Raw genomic sequence first — 17160 nt, forward strand, 5'->3', positions numbered from 1 at the left:
GGCGCCGCACCTCGCCGCCGGGGCCCCTCGGGGGAGTCCCCCACCGCGCCGCCGCACAGACGGGGGCCGGTTCGGGGGTTCCACCTGATGTCCGCCGGCGGGCGCCGTCGGGAGGCTCGGGTCCCCGAGAGACGCGGACCCGAGAGAAGGCGGAATGAGCACTGCCGAGCTGGTCCTCCCCGAGTGCCCCCGTCCCGAGGACCGGGCGCCCGTACCGCCTCCGCCGCGGCCCCGGCGGGTGCGCCGGTGGCTGGCCGCGCTGCTGGCCCGCCGGGTGCGCCGGCGCGGCATCGACCTGGCCACCCTGCGGGTGCTGCCCCGCGCGGCGACCGTGCCCCTGCGCCGCGACGGCGTCGGCCCGGCGTCCGCTCTCACCGCCCTGGCGGCGCGCGGGCCGGTGCACCGGCTCGAGCTGCCCCTCGACGTCGCCGTCCACCTGGTCACCGGGGCGGCCGAGGCCCGCGCCGTGCTGGCCGACGCCGACGGCTACAGCACCGACGTCCGCCACCTGTTCAGCGGCGACGGCCCCGTCACCGGCGCCGACGTCGGCGGGCTGGGGTTCACCGACCCGCCGGACCACACGCGGCTGCGCCGGCTCGTCGCCCCGGAGTTCACCCGCGCCCGGCTGCAGCGCCTCGTCCCGGTGGTCGAGGGCACCGTCGACCGCGCGCTCGACGCCCTGGAGGCCGCCGGGTCCCCCGCCGACCTCGTCCGGCACGTCGCCACCCCGGTGCCGATGTCGGTGATCGCCGGCCTGCTCGGCCTCGAGGGCGCCGACGAGCAGGTGCTGGCCCGGCTGGCCACCCGCCGCTTCGACGCCACCGGCGGCCCGGCCGGCGCCTTCGGCGCGGTGTCGGCCCAGCGGCGCCTGCTGGCCGAGGCGGTCGCCGCCCAGCGGCGCTCCCCCGGCGACGGGCTCATCGGCCGGATCGTCCGGGAGCAGGGGGAGGCGATCACCGACGACGAGCTGGCCGGCCTCGCCGACGGGCTGGTCACCGGCGGCTTCGAGACGACCGCGTCGACCATCGCCCTCGGCACGGTCGTGCTGCTGCGCGACCCGGCCGCGGCCGCGCTGGTCCGCGAGGGTTCGCCCGCCGACGTCGCGGCGGTGGTCGAGGAGCTGCTGCGGCTGATCGCGGCCGTCTCGGTGGCCTTCCCGCGCTTCGCCCGCCGCGCCACCGTCGTCGGGGGCACCGCCGTGGCGCCGGGCGACGTCGTCCTGGTCTCCCTCGCCGCCGCCGGCCGCGACCCGCGATGGGCCGGGGACTCCCCGGACCGCCTCGACCCGCACCGCGCTCCCCGCGGCGGGCACCTCGCCTTCGGGCACGGCATCCACCGCTGCGTGGGCGCCGAGCTCGCCCGCCTGGAGCTCACCACCGTGCTGCCGGCGCTGCTGCGGCGCTTCCCCGACCTGGCGCTGGCCGTCCCGCCGGAGCGGCTGGCGTTCCGCCGGCTGTCGTTCGTGCACGGCCTGGACGCGCTGCCGCTCGACCTCGGCCGGCGGGCGCGGTGACCGGCGAGGCGCGGGAGCCGGCGTCGGTGGTCGCCGCCCGCCAGCTCGCCGCCGAGGCCCGGTCGCCGCTCCCCCGACGGCTGTCACGGCGCGCCCGGCTGCTGGTGGCGGCGCGCGCGGCCGCCCGTCCGCCCCGTTCCCCAGTCGGGCACACCCCCGGTAGCGTCCGTGACCTGGATCACAGCTCCTGGGGGAGGTCATCGCATGACCACGACGACTCCGACGGCGACCCGGGAGGCCCCGCAGGCTCCACATGAGGACGTCGAGCACGTCGACGTCCTCATCGTGGGCGCCGGGGTCTCCGGGATCGGGGCCGCGCACAGCCTGCGCGAGCGGTTCCCCGACCGCAGCTTCGTGCTCCTGGACACCCAGGACGCGCGCGGCGGCACCTGGTGGACCCACCGCTACCCCGGCGTGCGCTCCGACAGCGACCTGTTCACCTACGGCTACCGGCACAAGCCCTGGCGCGGCCCCTCGATCGCCGCCGGCGGGGAGATCCTCGCCTACCTCGACGAGGTCATCGAGGAGGACGGCCTCGCCCCGCACATCCGCTACCGGCACCGGGTCACCGCCGCCTCGTGGTCGAGCCAGGACGCCCGGTGGACCGTCGAGGTCAGCCGCGAGGACGCCGGCGGGACGGTGCGGATGACCACCGACTTCCTCTGGATGTGCCAGGGCTACTACGACCACGCCAAGCCCTACCGCCCGGACTGGCCCGGCCTCGACGACTACGCCGGCGTGCTGGTGCACCCGCAGTCCTGGCCCGAGGACCTCGACGTCACGGGCAAGCGGGTCGTCGTCATCGGTTCCGGGTCGACGGCGGCCACGCTCATCCCGGCGATCGCGCAGGACGCCGCGCACGTGACGATGCTGCAGCGCTCGCCGTCCTACTTCCTCGCGCCGCCTCTCACCCACGAACTGGCGGTGACCCTGCGGGCGCTGGACATCCCCGAGGACTGGACGCACGAGATCCTCCGCCGCGCGTACTCCGCCCAGTTCGACGAGCTCGCGCGGCTGTCCCACGAGGCGCCCGACGAGCTGCACGCCTTCCTCATGGAGTCGGTCAAGCCGCTCCTGCCCGAGGGCTTCGACGTCGACAAGCACCTCACGCCCCGCTACCGGCCGTGGCAGCAGCGCATCGCGGTCGTCCCGGAGGGCGACCTGTTCGCCGCCCTCCGCGAGGGCCGGGCGTCGATCGTCACCGACACCATCGAGACCTTCACCGAGAAGGGCATCCGGCTCACCTCCGGCGAGGAGCTCGAGGCCGACGTCGTGGTGACGGCCACGGGCTTCGACCTGTCGGCCTTCGGCGGGGTCGCCTTCACCGTGGACGGCGAGCGGGTCGAGTTCCCGGAGCGGGTCACCTGGCGCGGCGTGATGATCAGCGGCGTCCCGAACATGGCCTACGTCTTCGGCTACTTCCGGCACAGCTGGACGCTGCGGGTGGACCTGGTGTGCGACCTGGTCACCCGGGTGTTCGAGCGGATGCGGGAGAAGGGCGCCCGCAGCGTCGTCCCGGAGCTGCGGCCCGAGGACGCCGGCATGCAGATCCGGCCGTGGTCGGACCCGGAGAACTTCAACGCCGGCTACGTCATGCGCTCCCAGCACCTGCTCTTCCGGCAGGGCGACCGCGAGCCGTGGACCCACATGCTCGAGCACGCGCAGGAGGCCGAGGCGCTGCCGAAGGCCGACCTCGACGACGGCTCGCTCGTCTACCGCTGACCCCGACACCCCGCGACCAGGAGGACCCCCGTGCCGGTCGACCCGTCCATCGCCGCCCTGCTCACGATGCTCGAGCAGTCCGGCGCACCGCCGTTGTACGAGGGCACGCCCGAGGCCGGGCGCGCCTACTACCTCTCGCTCACCCGCGACGCCCGCGCGCCCGAGGCCGTCGTGCCGGTGGGCGCCGTCGAGGACCGCACCGTCCCCGGCGCCGCGGGTGACCTGCCCGCCCGCGTGTACCGCCCCGAGGGTGCCGACGGCCCACTGCCGACCGTCGTGTTCCTGCACGGCGGCGGCTGGGTGATCGGCGACCTCGACACCCACGACGACATGGCCCGCAACGTCTGCCGGCACGCCCGCGCCGTGGTCGTCGCCGTCGACTACCGGCTCGCGCCGGAGCACCCGTTCCCCGCCGCCGCCGAGGACGCCGTCGCCTCCGCCCGCTGGATCGCCCAGCACCTCGGCGAGTTCGGCGGCGACGACCGCCTCGCCGTCGCCGGCGACAGCGCCGGCGGCAACCTCGCCGCCGTCGTCGCCCAGGCACTGCGCGACGACGGGACGCCCCTGCTGGCCCAGTTCCTCATCTACCCGGCCGTCGACGCCGAGGGCGAGTACCCGTCGCGCGTGGAGAACGCGAAGGGCTACTTCCTCGAGAAGGACACGATGGACTGGTTCTACGGCCACTACCGCGGCGCGTGGGAGGACGCCCGGGACGCCCGGATGTCGCCGCTGCACCACGCCGACCTCTCCGGCCTGCCGCCGGCGGTCGTGGTCACCGCGGAGTACGACCCGCTGCGCGACGAGGGCGAGGCGTACGGGAGGGCGCTGCAGGCCGCGGGCGGCACCGCGCACGTGCTGCGCTACGACGGGCTGATCCACGGCTTCTTCGACATGGGCGCCGTCTCCCCGGCCGCGCAGGCCGCGATCGAGGAGAGCTGCGCCCGCTTCGGGGAGCTGCTGCACCGCTGAGCGCCGGCCGGCCCGGGCCCCACCGACCCGGGCCGGCCGCGCGTCACACCCCGTACGTGTCGTGGCGGAGCGCGGACTCCGCCCGCTCCTCCGGCGTCATCCGCTCGCCGCGCGCCAGCGTCTCGACGTACTCCTCGCGGGGGCCGCCCGGGGCGAACACCAGCAGCATCGAGGCGCGGTCCCCGCCGCGGAACCGTGCACGCCCCCCTCGGGCACGGACACGGAGTCGCCCGGCCCGGCGGGAACCCACGAGCGGCCGTCGAAGACCTCCACCGAGCCGGACAGCACGGAGAACTGCTCGGAGATCGACCGGTGGACGTGCGGCCCGGGCCCGGACGCCTCCTCGCCGGAGGTCCACCGGTAGAGCCCGAACCGGCCCGCCGTCTGCTCGCCGGTGGCCAGGAACTCGCAGGTCACGCCGGCCGCGGAGACGGTGTCCGGCGGGCGGTCCGCCGGCCGCAGCCAGGCGCTGGCCTCGCCGGTGGTACCGCGGTACAGGTCGGGCGGGTGGTGCCGGTGCAGGGACACGGTCCCTCCTTCCGTCGCCGGCCCATCCTGGCAGCGGCCGCCGCGGCCGGGCTCAGCCCGCGGCGAGCAGGGCACGCTCGCGGTCGGCGTCGAGGTCGACGTCGAGGTCCGGCCAGGAGCCGCGGTCCCGCCGCACCCACTGCAGGGTGTCGCGGGCGGTGTCCTCCACCGGCCGGAAGGCGAGGCCTGCGGCCAGGGCGGCCGAGGAGTCGACGGCCTCCTGCGGGATCTGGTCCTCCGGGAACCACAGCGGGCGCCGCTCCTCCTCGACGCCGGCCAGGGTGCGGCGCAGCGCCTCCTCCCCGACCGGCACGAACTCCACGTCGCCCGGGCTCCCGCCGGCCGCGGCGAGGCAGGCGTCGAGCACGCTCGCCAGGGTCTGCCGCCGCCCGGGGCCGACGGTGTCGAACACCCCGCCGCGGCCGGCGCGCAGCATCGCGACCACCCAGCCGGCGACGTCACGGGCGTCGGAGAACTGCACCGGGCGGGCCGGGTCGCCGGGCACGCACACCCGGCGGTCGCGCCGGCCCGCCAGCGCCTCCGCGATCCGGACCGGCCACCAGGTGAACCGGTCGGAGGGGTCGCGCGGCCCGACCATGATGCCCACCCGTGGTACAAGCACCGGCCCGTCGAAGTGCTCGGCGAGCACCCGCTCGGCCGCGAGCTTGGCCAGCGAGCGCTGCTGCAGCGGGTCGTCGTCGGGCTGTTCCCCGGCGGCGCGCACGGGCGCGATCTCGTCGGGCACGGCCGGCCCGTCCGGCGCGTAGACGCTCATCCCGGACACGTAGCCGTAGGCACCCACCGACCCGGACAGCAGCCGCGCCGTCGCGGCCACCGCGGGCGCCCCGGGCTCGTCGTCGGTGAACGTGTCGAGGACGGCGTCCCACCGCCGGCCGGCGAGCACCCCGAGGTCGCCGCGGCGGTCGCCGGTCAGCACCTCGACGCCGTCGGCCGGCGGGCGGCCCGACCGCGAGAACACCGTCACGGAGTCGCCCGCCGCCACGGCGGCGTCGACCACCGCCGCGCCGAGGAACCCGCCCCCGCCGAGCACCAGGAACCGCACGGACCCACCTCCCGACCGGGCCGGACGGCCCACGCCCCGGCGACTACCCCGTCGCGGGGCGGCACACCTCCCCGGTGACCTGCGGAGCGGTAGCGTCCGCCGGGTGCCGGACCCCGCGACGCAGCGGGCCGGGTCGCGGCGGGACACCCGCCGCCGACTCGACGCCCTGACCTTCGGCCTGTTCACCGTCGCCCTCGGCACGAACATCCCGACCCCGCTGCTGCTGGTCTACCGCCGCACGCTGGGCCTGTCCGACGCCGACCTGACCGCCGTCTTCGGCTGCTACGCGATCGGCCTGATCGCCGCGCTGACCGTGTCGGGCGCGGCGTCGGACCGCTTCGGGCGCCGGGCGCTGGTGCTGCCGTTCGCCGTCGTCGCCGGGCTGGTGTCGCTGCTGTTCCTGCCCGCCGCCGGGTCCCTGCCGCTGCTCTACCTGGCCCGGCTGCTGCAGGGCGTGGTCTCCGGCGTCGTGTTCTCGGTGGCCAACGCCTGGCTGCAGGAGCTCGCCGGGCCGGAGGGGCAGCAGTCGGCGGCCACCCGCGGGGCGGTGTCGACGTCGCTGGGCTTCGCGATCGCCCCCGCGATGAGCGGCGTGCTCGCCCAGTACGGCCCCGCCCCGACGACGCTGCCCTACCTGGTGCACGTGGCCGTGGTCGCCGTCGGCCTGGCCGCGCTGCTCACCGTGCCGGAGACGGTGACCGAGCGGCGCCCCGGCCGGCTGATGACCCTCGGGCTGCCGCCGGAGGCGCGCCGGCCCTTCCGGGCGCTGCTCGCGCCGACCGCCGTCGGGGTGTTCGCGTTCCCCGCGGTCGCGGCGACCCTGCTGCCGCTGCTGGTGGTGCCCGGCGGCGTCGGCCCGGCCTACGCGGGACTGATCGGCGGGCTGGCGCTCGGCGCGAGCGCGGTGGCCGCCCGGGTGGGGCGCGGGATCGCGCGCGGCGGGCCGCTGGGCATGGCGATGGGCTCGGCCGGGCTCGCGGTGAGCGTGCTCGCGATCGTCACCCGTTCCGAGCCGCTGCTGCTGCCGGCGTCGGTGCTGCTGGGCGCCGGGGCCGGCCTGTGCCTGACCGCCGGGCTGACGCTGACCGCCCGCCTCGCCCCGCCGCAGACCCGCGGGGCGATGAACAGCGCGTTCTACGCCTTCGCCTACGCCGGGTTCGGCACCCCGCTGCTGCTGGCGTGGATCGGCGCGGGGGTCGGCGACGTCGCGGCGGTGTCGGCGTTCGCCGTCGTGCCGGCGGCGATCGCCGCCTGGCTGTGGCGGGAGCTGCGGCGGCAGGACCGGGCGGTCAGCGGGGAGCGGTGAGGATGCGCGGGCCGTCCGCGGTGACCGCCACCGTGTGCTCCACGTGCGCGGCGCGGCTGCCGTCGGCGCTGCGCAGCGTCCAACCGTCGGCGTCGACCCGGTAGTCGTCGCTGCCGCCGCCGAGGAACCACGGCTCGATGGCGATGACGAGGCCGGCCGCGAGCCGCACCCCGCGCCCGGCTCGCCCCTCGTTGGGCACGTGCGGCGCCTCGTGCATGGTGCGCCCGACGCCGTGGCCGCCCTGGTCGGTGTTGATGCCGACGCCGCCGGCCCGCCCGACGGCGCCGATCGCGGCCGAGACGTCGCCGACCCGGTTGCCGACCACCGCCGCGGCGATCCCGGCGGCCAGCGCCCGCTCCGCGGTGGCGAGCAGCGCGAGGTCCTCCGGCCGGGGCGTGCCCACGGGGAAGGTGATGGCCGCGTCACCCACCCAGCCGTCGAGGGTGGCGCCGGCATCCACGCTGAGCAGGTCGCCGTCCTCCAGCGGCAGCGTCGTCGGGATGCCGTGCAGCGCGACGTCGTTGACCGACAGGCACACCACCCCGGGGAACGGCGGGGTCGTCGGCAGCGGCGCGTAGCCGAGGAACGGCGAGGTGGCGCCGGCGTCGGCGAGCACGTCGCGGGCCACCTGGTCGAGCTGGGTGAGGCGGACGCCGGGGACGGCGGCGGCCCGGACGGCGGCGAGCATGTCGGCCACCACCGCGCCCGCGGCACGCATCGCCTCCAGCTCGCCGGGGGTGCGCAGCTCGATCACGGTTCTCTCCTCCGTCGGGGGCCCGGCGACCGCCGGTATGACTATCCCGGTATTAGTATCACGGCATGGTCCGCCCCCCGCTGAGCCCCCAGGAGCGCGAGCGCGGCCGCCGGCTGGGCGCCCTGCTGCGCGCCGCCCGCGGCAGCCGCCCACCGGCCGAGGTCGCCGCGGCGTCCGGGGTGAGCCTGGAGGCGCTGCGCAAGATCGAGTCCGGGCGGGTGCCCACCCCGGCGTTCTTCACCGTGGCCGCGCTCGCCGGCGCAGTCGGCCTGCCCCTCGACGAGCTCGCCGCCGCGCTGGCCGGGGAGCTGGTCCCGGACCGCGGGAGCGCCCTGTCCGCCTGAGGCGTGTGAGAGTGGCGGCATGCACCTGCTGCTCGAGTACACCCTCGCCGACGACTACCTGGAACGCCGGGCAGCGCTGCGCGAGGAGCACCTCGCGCTGGCCCGGGCGGCCCACGAGCGCGGCGAGCTCCTGCTGGCCGGCGCGCTGCCCGACCCCTACGACCGCGCGCTGCTGGTGTGGGACGCCGACCGGGAGACCGTCGAGCGCTTCGCCGCGAGCGACCCCTACGTGCTGCGGGGCCTGGTGACGTCCTGGTCGGTGCGGCCGTGGAACGTGGTCGTCGGCGGGGCCGGGGCGTGAGCGGCTTCCCGACCGTCGCGGAGCTCGCGGCGGAGGAGGACGAGCTGCAGCTGGACCGGTTCACCAACGACGACGCCTGGGAGCTCGGGTCGGCGCTGGTGGCCGCGGCCCGCCGCGCGGACGCGCCGGTCGCCGTCGAGGTCGCCCGCAACGGGCACCGGCTGTTCTCCGCCGCGCTGACCGGCGCGACGCCGGACAACGCCGACTGGATCGAGCGCAAGGCCCGGGTGGTGCACCGGTTCGGGCACGCCTCGTTGTACGTCCGGCAGACGTGGATCGAGCGCGGCACCACGTTCGAGGAGTCCTCGGGCCTGGACCCGCGCCTCTACGCCGCGCACGGCGGGGCCGTCCCGCTCGTCGTCCGCGGGGTCGGGCCGGTCGGCGTCGTCGTCGTGTCGGGGCTGCCGCAGCTGGAGGACCACCGCATGGTGGTCGCCGCGCTGCGCGCCCACCTCGGCCGGTGACCGCGCCGGGCGACCCCTCGGGGCGGCTGGTCGGGGCCGTGCACGCGGTCAAGCTGCGCGGCAACCGGGCGCTGTCGGCCTGGGCCCGCGACCGGGGCTGGACGACGACGGCGCTCGGCTACCCCGGCTACGCGGCCGGCGGCCGGGCGCGGGTGCGCGGGCGGCTGCTGCTCGCCCCGGCCCGCACCGCGCCCGAGGCCCGGCGCGACCTGCCCGGCTGGCGGCGCCTGTTCACCCTCGAGCAGCCCTTCGGCGAGATCGACGTCGAGCTCGCCGGCAGCCGGGTCCGCGCCCGCGCCGACGAGGCGGGCCTGCTCGACGTCCCGCTGCCGGCCGTGCTGCCGCCCGGCCGCGCCGACGCGCTGCTGCACGTCGGCGGGCGCCCGCCGGTGGCCGCACCCGTCTACGTCGCCGCCCCCGACGCCGGCCGTGGGATCGTGTGCGACATCGACGACACCGTCTGGATCACCGGCATCCGGCACCCCCTCCGCGCGGCCTGGCGCACCTTCGCCGGCAACAGCGCGACCCGCCGGCCCGTCGCCGGGATGGCCGCACTGCTCACCCGGGTCGCCCGGGAGCACCCGCACTCCCCCGTCGTCTACCTGAGCAACGGCCCGTGGAACCTGGCCGGCGCGATCACCGCGTTCCTGGAGCGCAACGGCTTCCCCGCCGGGGCGCTGCTGCTCACCGACTGGGGCATCGGCCCGCGCGCGTGGTTCCGCAGCGGCCGGGCGCACAAGCGCGGCTCCCTGGAGCGGGTGGCCGCCGACCTGCCGGGCGTGCGCTGGTTCCTCGTCGGCGACGACGGCGAGCACGACCCGGAGATCTACCGCGACTTCGCCGCCGCCCATCCCGGCCGCGTCGTGGCGATCGCGCTGCGCACCACCGCCCCCGCCGGCACGCCGTCGCCGGAGACCGGCGAGCGGGCCGGCGAGCGGGTCGGCGACGTCCCCGTCGTGCGGGCCGGCGACGGCCGCGCCCTGGCCGGCCTGCTCGAGCGGGCCGGCGTCCTCTCCCCGATCGGAGTCCGGTGACCGCCCTCGACACCCCGCTGCGCAACTGGGCGGGCAACCTCACCTACCGCGCCGCCCGGGTGCACCGGCCGCGCACCCTCGCCGAGCTGCAGGAGGCCGTCGCCGGTGCCCCGCGGGTGAAGGCGCTGGGCTCGCGGCACTGCTTCAACGACATCGCCGACACCGACGCCGACCTCGTGGTGCTCGACGACCTCGACGTCCGCGTCGAGCTCGCGCGGGCCGAGCCCGACGGCTCCGGCGTCCTGTGGGTGCCCGGCGGCATGCCCTACAGCCGGCTGGTGCCCGAGCTCGCCCGGCACGGGCGGGCGCTGCACAACCTGGCATCGCTGCCGCACATCACGATCGCCGGGGCCACCGCCACCGGCACCCACGGCTCGGGCAGCCGCAACGGGTCCCTGGCCACCTCGGTCGCCGGGCTGGAGCTGGTGCGCTCCGACGGCGAGGTCGTCGTCCTCGGCGAGGACTCCCCCGACCTGCCGGGCGCGGTGGTGCACCTCGGCGCGCTCGGCGTGGTCACCCGGGTGGCGCTGCGCTTCCAGCCGACCTTCTCCGTGCGCACGAACGTCTACCTCGACCTCACCTGGGACCGGCTGTTCGCCGACCTCCCCGGGGTCACCGGCGCCGCCTACAGCGTCAGCGTGTTCACCGACTGGCACCGGGTCACCTCGGTGTGGGTCAAGTCGCGCACCGACGAGCTCGACGCCGCCGCTCCCGAGGACTTCTTCGGCGCGCGGGCGGCCACCGAGCCGACGCACATGCTGCGCGACACCCCGATCGAGAACCTCACCGACCAGCTCGACCTGCCCGGTGAGTGGCACGAGCGGCTGCCGCACTTCCGCGCCGAGTTCACCCCGAGCCACGGCGACGAGCTGCAGAGCGAGTACTTCGTGCCGGCCGAGCACGGGCGGGCCGCCTGCGAGGCGATGCGGGCCCTCGCCGACCGGGTCGCGCCACTGCTGCAGGTCAGCGAGATCCGCACGATCGCCGGCGACGACCTCTGGCTGAGCCCGGCCACCGGCGGCGACGTCCTGGCGCTGCACTTCACCTGGCTGCCCGACGAGCCGGCCGTCACCGCGCTGCTGCCGGAGATCGAGGCGGCGCTGCGCCCGTTCGGCGCCCGCCCGCACTGGGGGAAGCTGTTCACCACCGGCGCCGCCGAGCTGGCGGACCGCTACCGGCGGATGGGCGACTTCCGCGACCTGGTCGGCCGCCTCGACCCGCGCGGCGCGTTCCGCAACGCCTACCTGGAGCGCACGGTCCTCGGCTGAGCGCGGGCCCACCCGGCCGCGCCCGCCCAGCCGGCCGCCCGGCCGGGCTCAGCCGAGCTCGGCCAGCCGCCGGGCGAGGAAGTCCCGCTCGACGGCGTTGCCGGTGAGCAGCAGCGCCTCCCCGTAGGCCTCGCGCGCCTCGGCGACCCGGCCGAGGCGGCGGAGCAGGTCGGCGCGGGCGGCGGGGAGGTAGCCGTAGCCGGCCAGCTGCGGCTCGGCGGCGAGCGCGTCGAGGGCGGCGAGCCCCGCCGCCGGCCCCGAGGCGAAGCCGACGGCGACCGCGCGGTTGAGCGCCACCACCGGCGAGGGCCACACCGAGGTGAGCACGCCGTAGAGCGCCACGATCTCGCGCCAGTCGGTGTCGGCCCAGGTGGGCGACTCGGCGTGCACGGCGGCGATCGCGGCCTGCAGCGCGTACCGCGACGGCGGGCGGGCCCGCAGCGCCTCCCGCACCAGCGCCACGCCCTCGGCGATCGCGGCGCCGTCCCACCGGGCGCGGTCCTGCTCCTCGAGCAGCAGCAGCCGGCCGTCGTCGGCGGTGCGGGTGTCGCGGCGGGCGTCGGTGAGCAGCAGCAGCGCCAGCAGGCCCGCCACCGCGGGATCGCCGGGCAGCAGGCCGCGCAGCATCCGGCACAGCTGCAGCGCCCGCTCGACCAGGTCGCGGCGCACGAGCTCCTCGCCGGCCGGGACGGTGTGCCCGGTGGTGAAGAGCAGGTGGACGACGGCGAGGACGGCGTCGACCCGGGCGGGCAGTTCGGCCGGCGGGGGCACCCGGTAGGGGATGCGCGCGATGGCGATCTTCTTCTTCGCGCGGGTGAGCCGGGCAGCCATCGTCGGCTCGCTGACGAGGAAGGCGCGGGCCACCTCGGCGGTGGTCAGGCCGCACAGCAGCCGCAGCGTGAGCGCCACCTGCGCCGGCCGGTCGAGCGCGGGGTGGCAGCAGGTGACGACGAGCCGCAGCCGGTCGTCGGGGTAGCCGTGTGCGCCGTCGTCGCGGGGGTCGGGGGCGACCTCCTCCTCGACCAGCAGCGGCAGGTGCCGGCGCTCGACGCCGGAGTGCCGCAGCACGTTGAGCGCCCGGCGGCGGGCGACGGTGGTGAGCCAGGCGCCCGGCCGCGCGGGCACCCCGGCGGTGCGCCACTCCGTGAGCGCGGCGGCGAAGGCCTCTTGCACGCACTCCTCGGCGACGTCGAGGTCGCGGGTGACGCGCACCGTCGCGGCGAGCACGAAGGCCCACTCGCGACGGTGCGCGTCGGCGACCGCGGCGGCGACGGCGTCGGCGTCCGGGTCGGCGGTCACGGTGGTCGGCTCAGTCGAACACCATGACCGGCCGGACCTCGACGCCGCCGAAGCGGGCCGGCACGGTGCGCGCGACGGCGAGCGCGGTGTCGAGGTCGGGGGCGTCGATGACGTAGTAGCCGCCGAGCGCCTCCTTGGTCTCCACGAAGGGCCCGTCGGTGACGTCGCCGCCGCGGACGCTCGTGGCGGTGGGCGTCGGCTCCAGCGCCTCGCCGCCGAGGATCTTGGCGCCGAGCTGCTCGACGCCGGCGGAGAAGCGGTCGTGCTCCTGGTAGATCTCGCCCATGACCTCGGGGGTCGCCGTGGCGTAGGACGCCTCGTCCTCGTAGATCAGGATCATGTAGCGGCTCATCTGCGCCTCCTGCGCTCGGGGAGCCCGCCTCTCGGGCCCTCCACCTCTCCGACACGCAGCACCGCACCAGATCGACAGGTCGCCGGGAAGATCTTCCCCAGCGCCTCTACCGGACGGGCGACCCGTCCGGACGGCGACACGCCGGACGGCCAGGTCGAGGGCAGGTAACGACAAGCGGACGCCGACGTTCCGCACTTTTCTGCCAGTGCGATCACGGGACGGGTCTCCGTAACGTCACTGTCAGCAGCCAGGGCGTACCCGTCCGTCACAGCGGACGACGCCTCACCCCGACTCCCGAGGAGCTTCCCGTGTACTCCTTCTCGCGCCCCCACCTCAGCCTCGTCGCCGACGGCCCCGCCCTCGCCTACGACGAGACCGACTTCGGCTACGACGCCGAGGACGTGTACGACGACTACGAGGTCGCGGCGGACGCCCCCGCCGAGCAGTCCCCGCTGTCCTTCTGGGCCGACACCACCGAGGGCGGCTCGGCCGCCTGGCGCCTCGACGCCCTGTGCGCCGAGACCGACCCCGAGGCCTTCTTCCCGGAGAAGGGCGGCTCCACCCGCGAGGCCAAGCGCGTGTGCACCGGCTGCACCGTGCGCGCCGAGTGCCTGGAGTTCGCCCTCGCCAACGACGAGCGCTTCGGCATCTGGGGCGGCCTGTCCGAGCGCGAGCGCCGCCGGGTGCGCCTCGAGCGCCGCGAGCGTCTCAGCGCCTGACGGTCCGCCGCCCGGACCGCCGGGCGCCCGCCGCGGCGCTCGGCATGATGCCCGCATGGCCGAGGTCGTCCTGTTCCACCACGCGCTCGGGCTGACCCCCGGCGTCACCGCGTTCGCCGACGACCTGCGGGCCGCCGGCCACACGGTCCACACCCCCGACCTGTTCGAGGGCCGCACCTTCGACACGGTCGACTCCGGCGTCGGGCACGCCCGGGCGACCGGCTCCGGCGAGCTGCTGGACCGCGGGGCGGCCGCCGTCGCGGACCTCCCGGCGGAACTCGTCTACGCCGGCATGTCGCTCGGGGTGCTCCCCGCGCAGAGCCTGGCGCAGACCCGCCCCGGCGCGCGTGGCGCGGTGCTCCTCTACTCCTGCCTCCCGGCCGAGGAGTTCGGCGCGTGGCCGGCCGGCGTCCCCGTGCAGGTGCACGGCATGGACGCCGACCCGCTGTTCGTCGACGACGGCGACCTCGACGCCGCACGCGCGCTGGCCGCGTCCACGGCCGACGCCGAGCTGTTCACCTACCCCGGCGACCAGCACTACTTCGCCGACCGCACGCTGCCCTCCTACGACCCGGACGCCGCGACGCTGCTCCTGCGCCGGGTCCTCGACCTGCTGGCGCGGTGACCTCCCCGGAGGCGACCGCCGCGCGCGTGCGGGCGGTCCTCGACATCCCGCTGCACCGGCACCTGGGCATGCGGCTGCGCGACCCGGCCGACCCGACCGCCGGCATCTGGTTCCCCGTCGACGCGGCCGCGCAGAACCAGGCCGCGCTGCTGCACGGCGGCGTCGTCTACACCTTCCTCGACGTCGCGGCGTTCCTCGCGCTGCTGCCGCAGCTGGCCGACACCGAGCACGCCGTCACCCACGACCTCACCGCCTCGCTGCTGCGGCCGGTGCCGGCGGGCGCGCGCGTCGACGTCACCGGCACGGTGCTGCGCCGCGGGCGGGCGGTGGCGTTCCTGCGGTCCGAGGCGACCGTCGACGGCGTCCTCGTCGCCTCGGCGCAGGTCACCAAGAGCGTCGTCCCGGCCGGCTGAGCCCGCCCCGGCCTCGCCGCGAGGTGCCCGACCTCGCGCTGCGGGGCGAGGCCGGGCACCGCGGCGCGCGGTCCGGTCAGCGAGGTCCGGTCAGCGGGCCGCGGTCACCACAGCGACATCGAGCGGCGGAAGATCCCCGCGACGTCGTCCTCGGTGACCTCCTTCGGGCAGGTGGCCAGCAGCCGCTGCTGCTTCATCGTGCCCTCGACCAGGTCGCCGACGTCGCCGTCGCCGAAGCCGACCGCGCCCACCCCGTTCGGGATGTCGATGTCGCGCATCAGGTCGGTGAGCACGGTGGGCAGGAACTCCGAGGGGTCGTCGGGCTGCCCGGCGTTCGGCGCGAGCAGCTGCGCGGCGCGCACGTGCCGCTCGGGCGAGGCGTCGAAGGTGAACCGGAACGCCTCCGGCGCGGTCAGCGCCACCGACATCCCGTGCGGCACCATCGGCTCGTCGGCCGGGTAGTCCTTGGGGTGGAAGTCCTTCACCTGCCCGGCGATCGGGTAGGCGTTGGCGTGCGGGATGTGCACGCCGGCGTTGCCGAAGCCCATGCCGGCGAAGGTGGCCGCCATCGCCATGTCCGCGCGGGCCTGCGTGTCGTCGCCGTGCCGCACCGCCCGCCGGAACGAGCCGGCCAGCAGCGACAAGGCCTTCTCCGACCACATGTCCGAGATCGGGTTGGACCCGCAGTAGGGCACCCGCTGCTCGGGCGCCTTGCGGTCGTAGGTCGTGTACCAGCGCGCGGTGTAGCTCTCCAGCGCGTGGCAGAGGATGTCCATCCCCGACGCCGCCGTGACGCCGGCCGGCTGGGTGAGCGTCAGGTCGGGGTCGATGACGGCGAGGGTGGGCCGCAGCCGCGCGTGGCTGATGCCGGTCTTCACCCGCTGGGCGATCACGTCCATCACGCAGATCGTCGTGCTCTCCGACCCGGTGCCCGTCGTGGTCGGGACGGCGACCAGCGGCCGCAGCGGCTCGCTCGGTGCCTGCCCCTTCCCGACCGGCACGTTGACGTAGTCCATGAGCTCGCCGGGGTTCGTGGTGAGCAGGTTGATCGCCTTGGCGGTGTCGATGCTCGAGCCGCCGCCGACGGCCACGAACGCGTCCCACGGCCCGGACGAGCGGGCGTCCTCGATGGCCTGGGTGAGGCTGACGTCGGTGGGCTCGACGTGCACGCCGTCGTACACCCACGCCTCGATGCCGAAGCGGCCCATCTGGTCGGCCACCCGCTGCGGCAGGCCGGTGGCCGCCACCCCCGGGTCGGTCACCACGAGCACCCGCCGCACGCCGTAGCGGCTGAGGTCGTAGCCGATCTCGTCGGACGCCCCGCTGCCGAACTTGAGCTGCGGCGCGCCGTAGGTGAAGACGGACTCGGGGCTGGTCATGACGCGCTCCTCGGCTGGGCGGCGGATCCGGTTGCAGGGATCGTTGCACCCGCCTTGTGGCCGGGACCACAGCGCGGCAGGGTCGGGGTCGGGTGCACCCCGCAACCGTTTCCCCGTCTGCCCATGGAGGCCAGCCGTGACCGCAGAGCCCGAGACCACCGTCCCCTCCCTCGAGGAGCTCCTCGCCGACTCGCCCACCAACTGGGGCAAGTGGGGCGACGACGACGAGGTCGGCTCGCTGAACTACCTCGGCCCCGAGCAGGTGCTCGCCGCCGTCGGGCTCGTCCAGCAGGGCAAGGTCTTCACGCTGCAGCGGCTGATCGGCGACCCGAAGGGCGACCCGGTCTGGCCCGGCCGCACGCCGGCCGAGCGCACCCAGATCCTCGACGAGTCCACCTGGGACTCCCCCGACGCGCCGCAGTACCCCGGCGGCCTGCACTACGCCGACGACAAGATCAACGCGTTCCTGCAGGGCTCCACGCAGTACGACGGGCTCGGCCACGTCTGGTACGGCGGCAAGATCTGGAACGGCTACGACGCGCGGACGACGATCGGCGGCCTGGACAAGGCCAGCGTCGAGCCGATCGCCCAGCGCGGCGTCGTCGGCCGGGCGGTGCTGCTCGACATGGCCCGCTTCCGCGGCAAGCCCACGCTCGACAAGGGCGAGACCTTCACCCACGAGGACCTCGTGGCCTGCGCGCAGGCGCAGGGCACCGAGATCCGCAAGCGGGACATCCTGGTCATCCGCACCAACTTCCTGCAGCTGTTCTTCGAGCAGGGCGAGGGCTTCTACGAGGGCTTCAACGAGCCGGGCCTGGTCTACAGCCCCGAGCTCGTGCAGTGGTTCCAGGACATGGAGATCCCGAACCTGGTCACCGACACAATCGCCAACGAGGTCACCACCGACCCGAACAACGGCGTCGCACTGGTGCTGCACAACGCGCTCATGCGCAACCTCGGCGTCACGCTCACCGAGATCGCCGACCTCGAGGCACTCGCCGCCGACTGCGCCGAGGACGGCCAGTACGACGGCCTCTACGTCGCCGCGCCGCTCAAGGTGCACCAGGGCAGTGGCTCCCCGGTCAACCCCGTCGTCCTCAAGTGAGC

General features: G+C 76.1%; 19 protein-coding genes. 13 read left to right on the top strand and 6 right to left on the bottom strand.

What is annotated here, in order from left to right:
• The first annotated feature begins 154 nt into the window (after positions 1–154).
• The 3 genes from ACI78R_RS10130 (at position 155) to ACI78R_RS10140 (ending at position 4204) form a co-directional block, all read left to right on the top strand.
• On the top strand, positions 155–1513 hold the full coding sequence (locus ACI78R_RS10130) for a cytochrome P450 (RefSeq protein WP_457040614.1): 1359 nt from the start codon (positions 155–157) through the stop codon (positions 1511–1513).
• Positions 1514–1717: 204 nt separating this feature from the next.
• A complete protein-coding gene (locus ACI78R_RS10135; protein ID WP_457040615.1) occupies positions 1718–3235 on the top strand; it encodes a flavin-containing monooxygenase in 1518 nt (505 codons plus the stop codon).
• A gap of 30 nt (positions 3236–3265) precedes the next feature.
• Positions 3266–4204 carry an alpha/beta hydrolase gene (locus ACI78R_RS10140; RefSeq protein ID WP_457040616.1) on the top strand — a complete coding sequence of 313 codons (939 nt, stop codon included), beginning with the start codon at positions 3266–3268 and terminating at the stop codon, positions 4202–4204.
• A 43-nt stretch (positions 4205–4247) separates the two neighbouring features.
• On the opposite strand, the gene ACI78R_RS10145 is transcribed toward ACI78R_RS10140, so the two are convergent.
• Both ACI78R_RS10145 and ACI78R_RS10150 read right to left on the bottom strand, forming a co-directional pair.
• Positions 4248–4373, bottom strand: coding sequence for a hypothetical protein (locus ACI78R_RS10145; protein WP_457040617.1), 126 nt, complete (start codon positions 4371–4373; stop codon positions 4248–4250).
• A 411-nt stretch (positions 4374–4784) separates the two neighbouring features.
• Complete coding sequence (locus tag ACI78R_RS10150; protein WP_457040618.1) at positions 4785–5795, bottom strand: hypothetical protein; 1011 nt, start codon at positions 5793–5795, stop codon at positions 4785–4787.
• Between the two features lie 103 nt (positions 5796–5898).
• On the opposite strand from ACI78R_RS10150, the gene ACI78R_RS10155 reads away from it, so the two are divergent.
• Positions 5899–7101 carry an MFS transporter gene (locus ACI78R_RS10155; RefSeq protein ID WP_457040619.1) on the top strand — a complete coding sequence of 401 codons (1203 nt, stop codon included), beginning with the start codon at positions 5899–5901 and terminating at the stop codon, positions 7099–7101.
• Here ACI78R_RS10155 and map read toward each other — a convergent pair.
• Positions 7085–7855: a type I methionyl aminopeptidase gene (map, locus tag ACI78R_RS10160; protein WP_457040620.1), complete on the bottom strand. Its 771-nt coding sequence runs from the start codon at positions 7853–7855 to the stop codon at positions 7085–7087. The genes ACI78R_RS10155 and map overlap by 17 nt on opposite strands.
• 65 nt (positions 7856–7920) lie before the next feature.
• Here map and ACI78R_RS10165 point away from each other — a divergent pair, with 65 nt between their 5' ends.
• Genes ACI78R_RS10165 through ACI78R_RS10185 form a run of 5 tightly spaced genes read left to right on the top strand, consistent with a single transcriptional unit; the run spans position 7921 to position 11266 of the window.
• Entirely contained in the window at positions 7921–8199 is a 279-nt protein-coding gene (locus ACI78R_RS10165; protein WP_457040621.1) for a helix-turn-helix domain-containing protein, read from the top strand.
• Positions 8200–8218: 19 nt separating this feature from the next.
• A complete protein-coding gene (locus ACI78R_RS10170) occupies positions 8219–8500 on the top strand; it encodes a YciI-like protein (RefSeq protein WP_457040622.1) in 282 nt (93 codons plus the stop codon).
• Positions 8497–8964, top strand: coding sequence for a heme-degrading domain-containing protein (locus ACI78R_RS10175; RefSeq protein WP_336026968.1), 468 nt, complete (start codon positions 8497–8499; stop codon positions 8962–8964). The genes ACI78R_RS10170 and ACI78R_RS10175 overlap by 4 nt, the downstream gene beginning before the upstream one ends.
• The gene (locus ACI78R_RS10180; protein ID WP_457040623.1) at positions 8961–9998 is read left to right on the top strand and encodes an App1 family protein; all 1038 of its coding nucleotides are present in this window, start codon (positions 8961–8963) and stop codon (positions 9996–9998) included. Before ACI78R_RS10175 ends, ACI78R_RS10180 begins: the two co-directional genes overlap by 4 nt.
• A complete protein-coding gene (locus ACI78R_RS10185; protein ID WP_457040624.1) occupies positions 9995–11266 on the top strand; it encodes a D-arabinono-1,4-lactone oxidase in 1272 nt (423 codons plus the stop codon). Before ACI78R_RS10180 ends, ACI78R_RS10185 begins: the two co-directional genes overlap by 4 nt.
• A 48-nt stretch (positions 11267–11314) precedes the next feature.
• Here ACI78R_RS10185 and ACI78R_RS10190 read toward each other — a convergent pair whose 3' ends face one another.
• Together ACI78R_RS10190 and ACI78R_RS10195 are read right to left on the bottom strand one after the other, a co-directional pair.
• Complete coding sequence (locus ACI78R_RS10190) at positions 11315–12565, bottom strand: RNA polymerase sigma factor (RefSeq protein ID WP_457040625.1); 1251 nt, start codon at positions 12563–12565, stop codon at positions 11315–11317.
• Between the two features lie 10 nt (positions 12566–12575).
• The gene (locus ACI78R_RS10195; protein WP_073420002.1) at positions 12576–12917 is read right to left on the bottom strand and encodes a YciI family protein; all 342 of its coding nucleotides are present in this window, start codon (positions 12915–12917) and stop codon (positions 12576–12578) included.
• A gap of 308 nt (positions 12918–13225) precedes the next feature.
• Between ACI78R_RS10195 and ACI78R_RS10200 the strand changes: the two genes are divergently transcribed.
• Genes ACI78R_RS10200 through ACI78R_RS10210 form a run of 3 tightly spaced genes read left to right on the top strand, consistent with a single transcriptional unit; the run spans position 13226 to position 14674 of the window.
• The gene (locus ACI78R_RS10200) at positions 13226–13636 is read left to right on the top strand and encodes a WhiB family transcriptional regulator (RefSeq protein ID WP_457040626.1); all 411 of its coding nucleotides are present in this window, start codon (positions 13226–13228) and stop codon (positions 13634–13636) included.
• A 55-nt stretch (positions 13637–13691) separates the two neighbouring features.
• On the top strand, positions 13692–14261 hold the full coding sequence (locus ACI78R_RS10205) for a dienelactone hydrolase family protein (protein ID WP_457040627.1): 570 nt from the start codon (positions 13692–13694) through the stop codon (positions 14259–14261).
• Positions 14258–14674, top strand: coding sequence for a PaaI family thioesterase (locus ACI78R_RS10210; protein WP_457040628.1), 417 nt, complete (start codon positions 14258–14260; stop codon positions 14672–14674). The genes ACI78R_RS10205 and ACI78R_RS10210 overlap by 4 nt, the downstream gene beginning before the upstream one ends.
• 104 nt (positions 14675–14778) lie before the next feature.
• On the opposite strand, the gene ACI78R_RS10215 is transcribed toward ACI78R_RS10210, so the two are convergent.
• Complete coding sequence (locus ACI78R_RS10215; RefSeq protein WP_457040629.1) at positions 14779–16053, bottom strand: hydroxyacid-oxoacid transhydrogenase; 1275 nt, start codon at positions 16051–16053, stop codon at positions 14779–14781.
• A 136-nt stretch (positions 16054–16189) separates the two neighbouring features.
• On the opposite strand from ACI78R_RS10215, the gene ACI78R_RS10220 reads away from it, so the two are divergent.
• Entirely contained in the window at positions 16190–17158 is a 969-nt protein-coding gene (locus ACI78R_RS10220; protein ID WP_457040630.1) for a cyclase family protein, read from the top strand.
• The last annotated feature ends 2 nt before the right edge of the window (positions 17159–17160 follow it).

It is taken from the genome of Geodermatophilus sp. SYSU D01106, assembly GCF_054049995.1.

Excerpts from the sequence above, each read along its gene's own strand:
- ACI78R_RS10135 (WP_457040615.1), top strand. The coding sequence starts at position 1,718 with ATGACCACGACGACTCCGACGGCGACCCGGGAGGCCCCGCAGGCTCCA.
- ACI78R_RS10215 (WP_457040629.1), bottom strand. The coding sequence starts at position 16,053 with ATGACCAGCCCCGAGTCCGTCTTCACCTACGGCGCGCCGCAGCTCAAG.
- ACI78R_RS10195 (WP_073420002.1), bottom strand. The coding sequence starts at position 12,917 with ATGAGCCGCTACATGATCCTGATCTACGAGGACGAGGCGTCCTACGCC.
- ACI78R_RS10205 (WP_457040627.1), top strand. The coding sequence starts at position 13,692 with ATGGCCGAGGTCGTCCTGTTCCACCACGCGCTCGGGCTGACCCCCGGC.
- ACI78R_RS10145 (WP_457040617.1), bottom strand. The coding sequence starts at position 4,373 with ATGCTGCTGGTGTTCGCCCCGGGCGGCCCCCGCGAGGAGTACGTCGAG.
- ACI78R_RS10130 (WP_457040614.1), top strand. The coding sequence starts at position 155 with ATGAGCACTGCCGAGCTGGTCCTCCCCGAGTGCCCCCGTCCCGAGGAC.
- ACI78R_RS10165 (WP_457040621.1), top strand. The coding sequence starts at position 7,921 with ATGGTCCGCCCCCCGCTGAGCCCCCAGGAGCGCGAGCGCGGCCGCCGG.
- ACI78R_RS10170 (WP_457040622.1), top strand. The coding sequence starts at position 8,219 with ATGCACCTGCTGCTCGAGTACACCCTCGCCGACGACTACCTGGAACGC.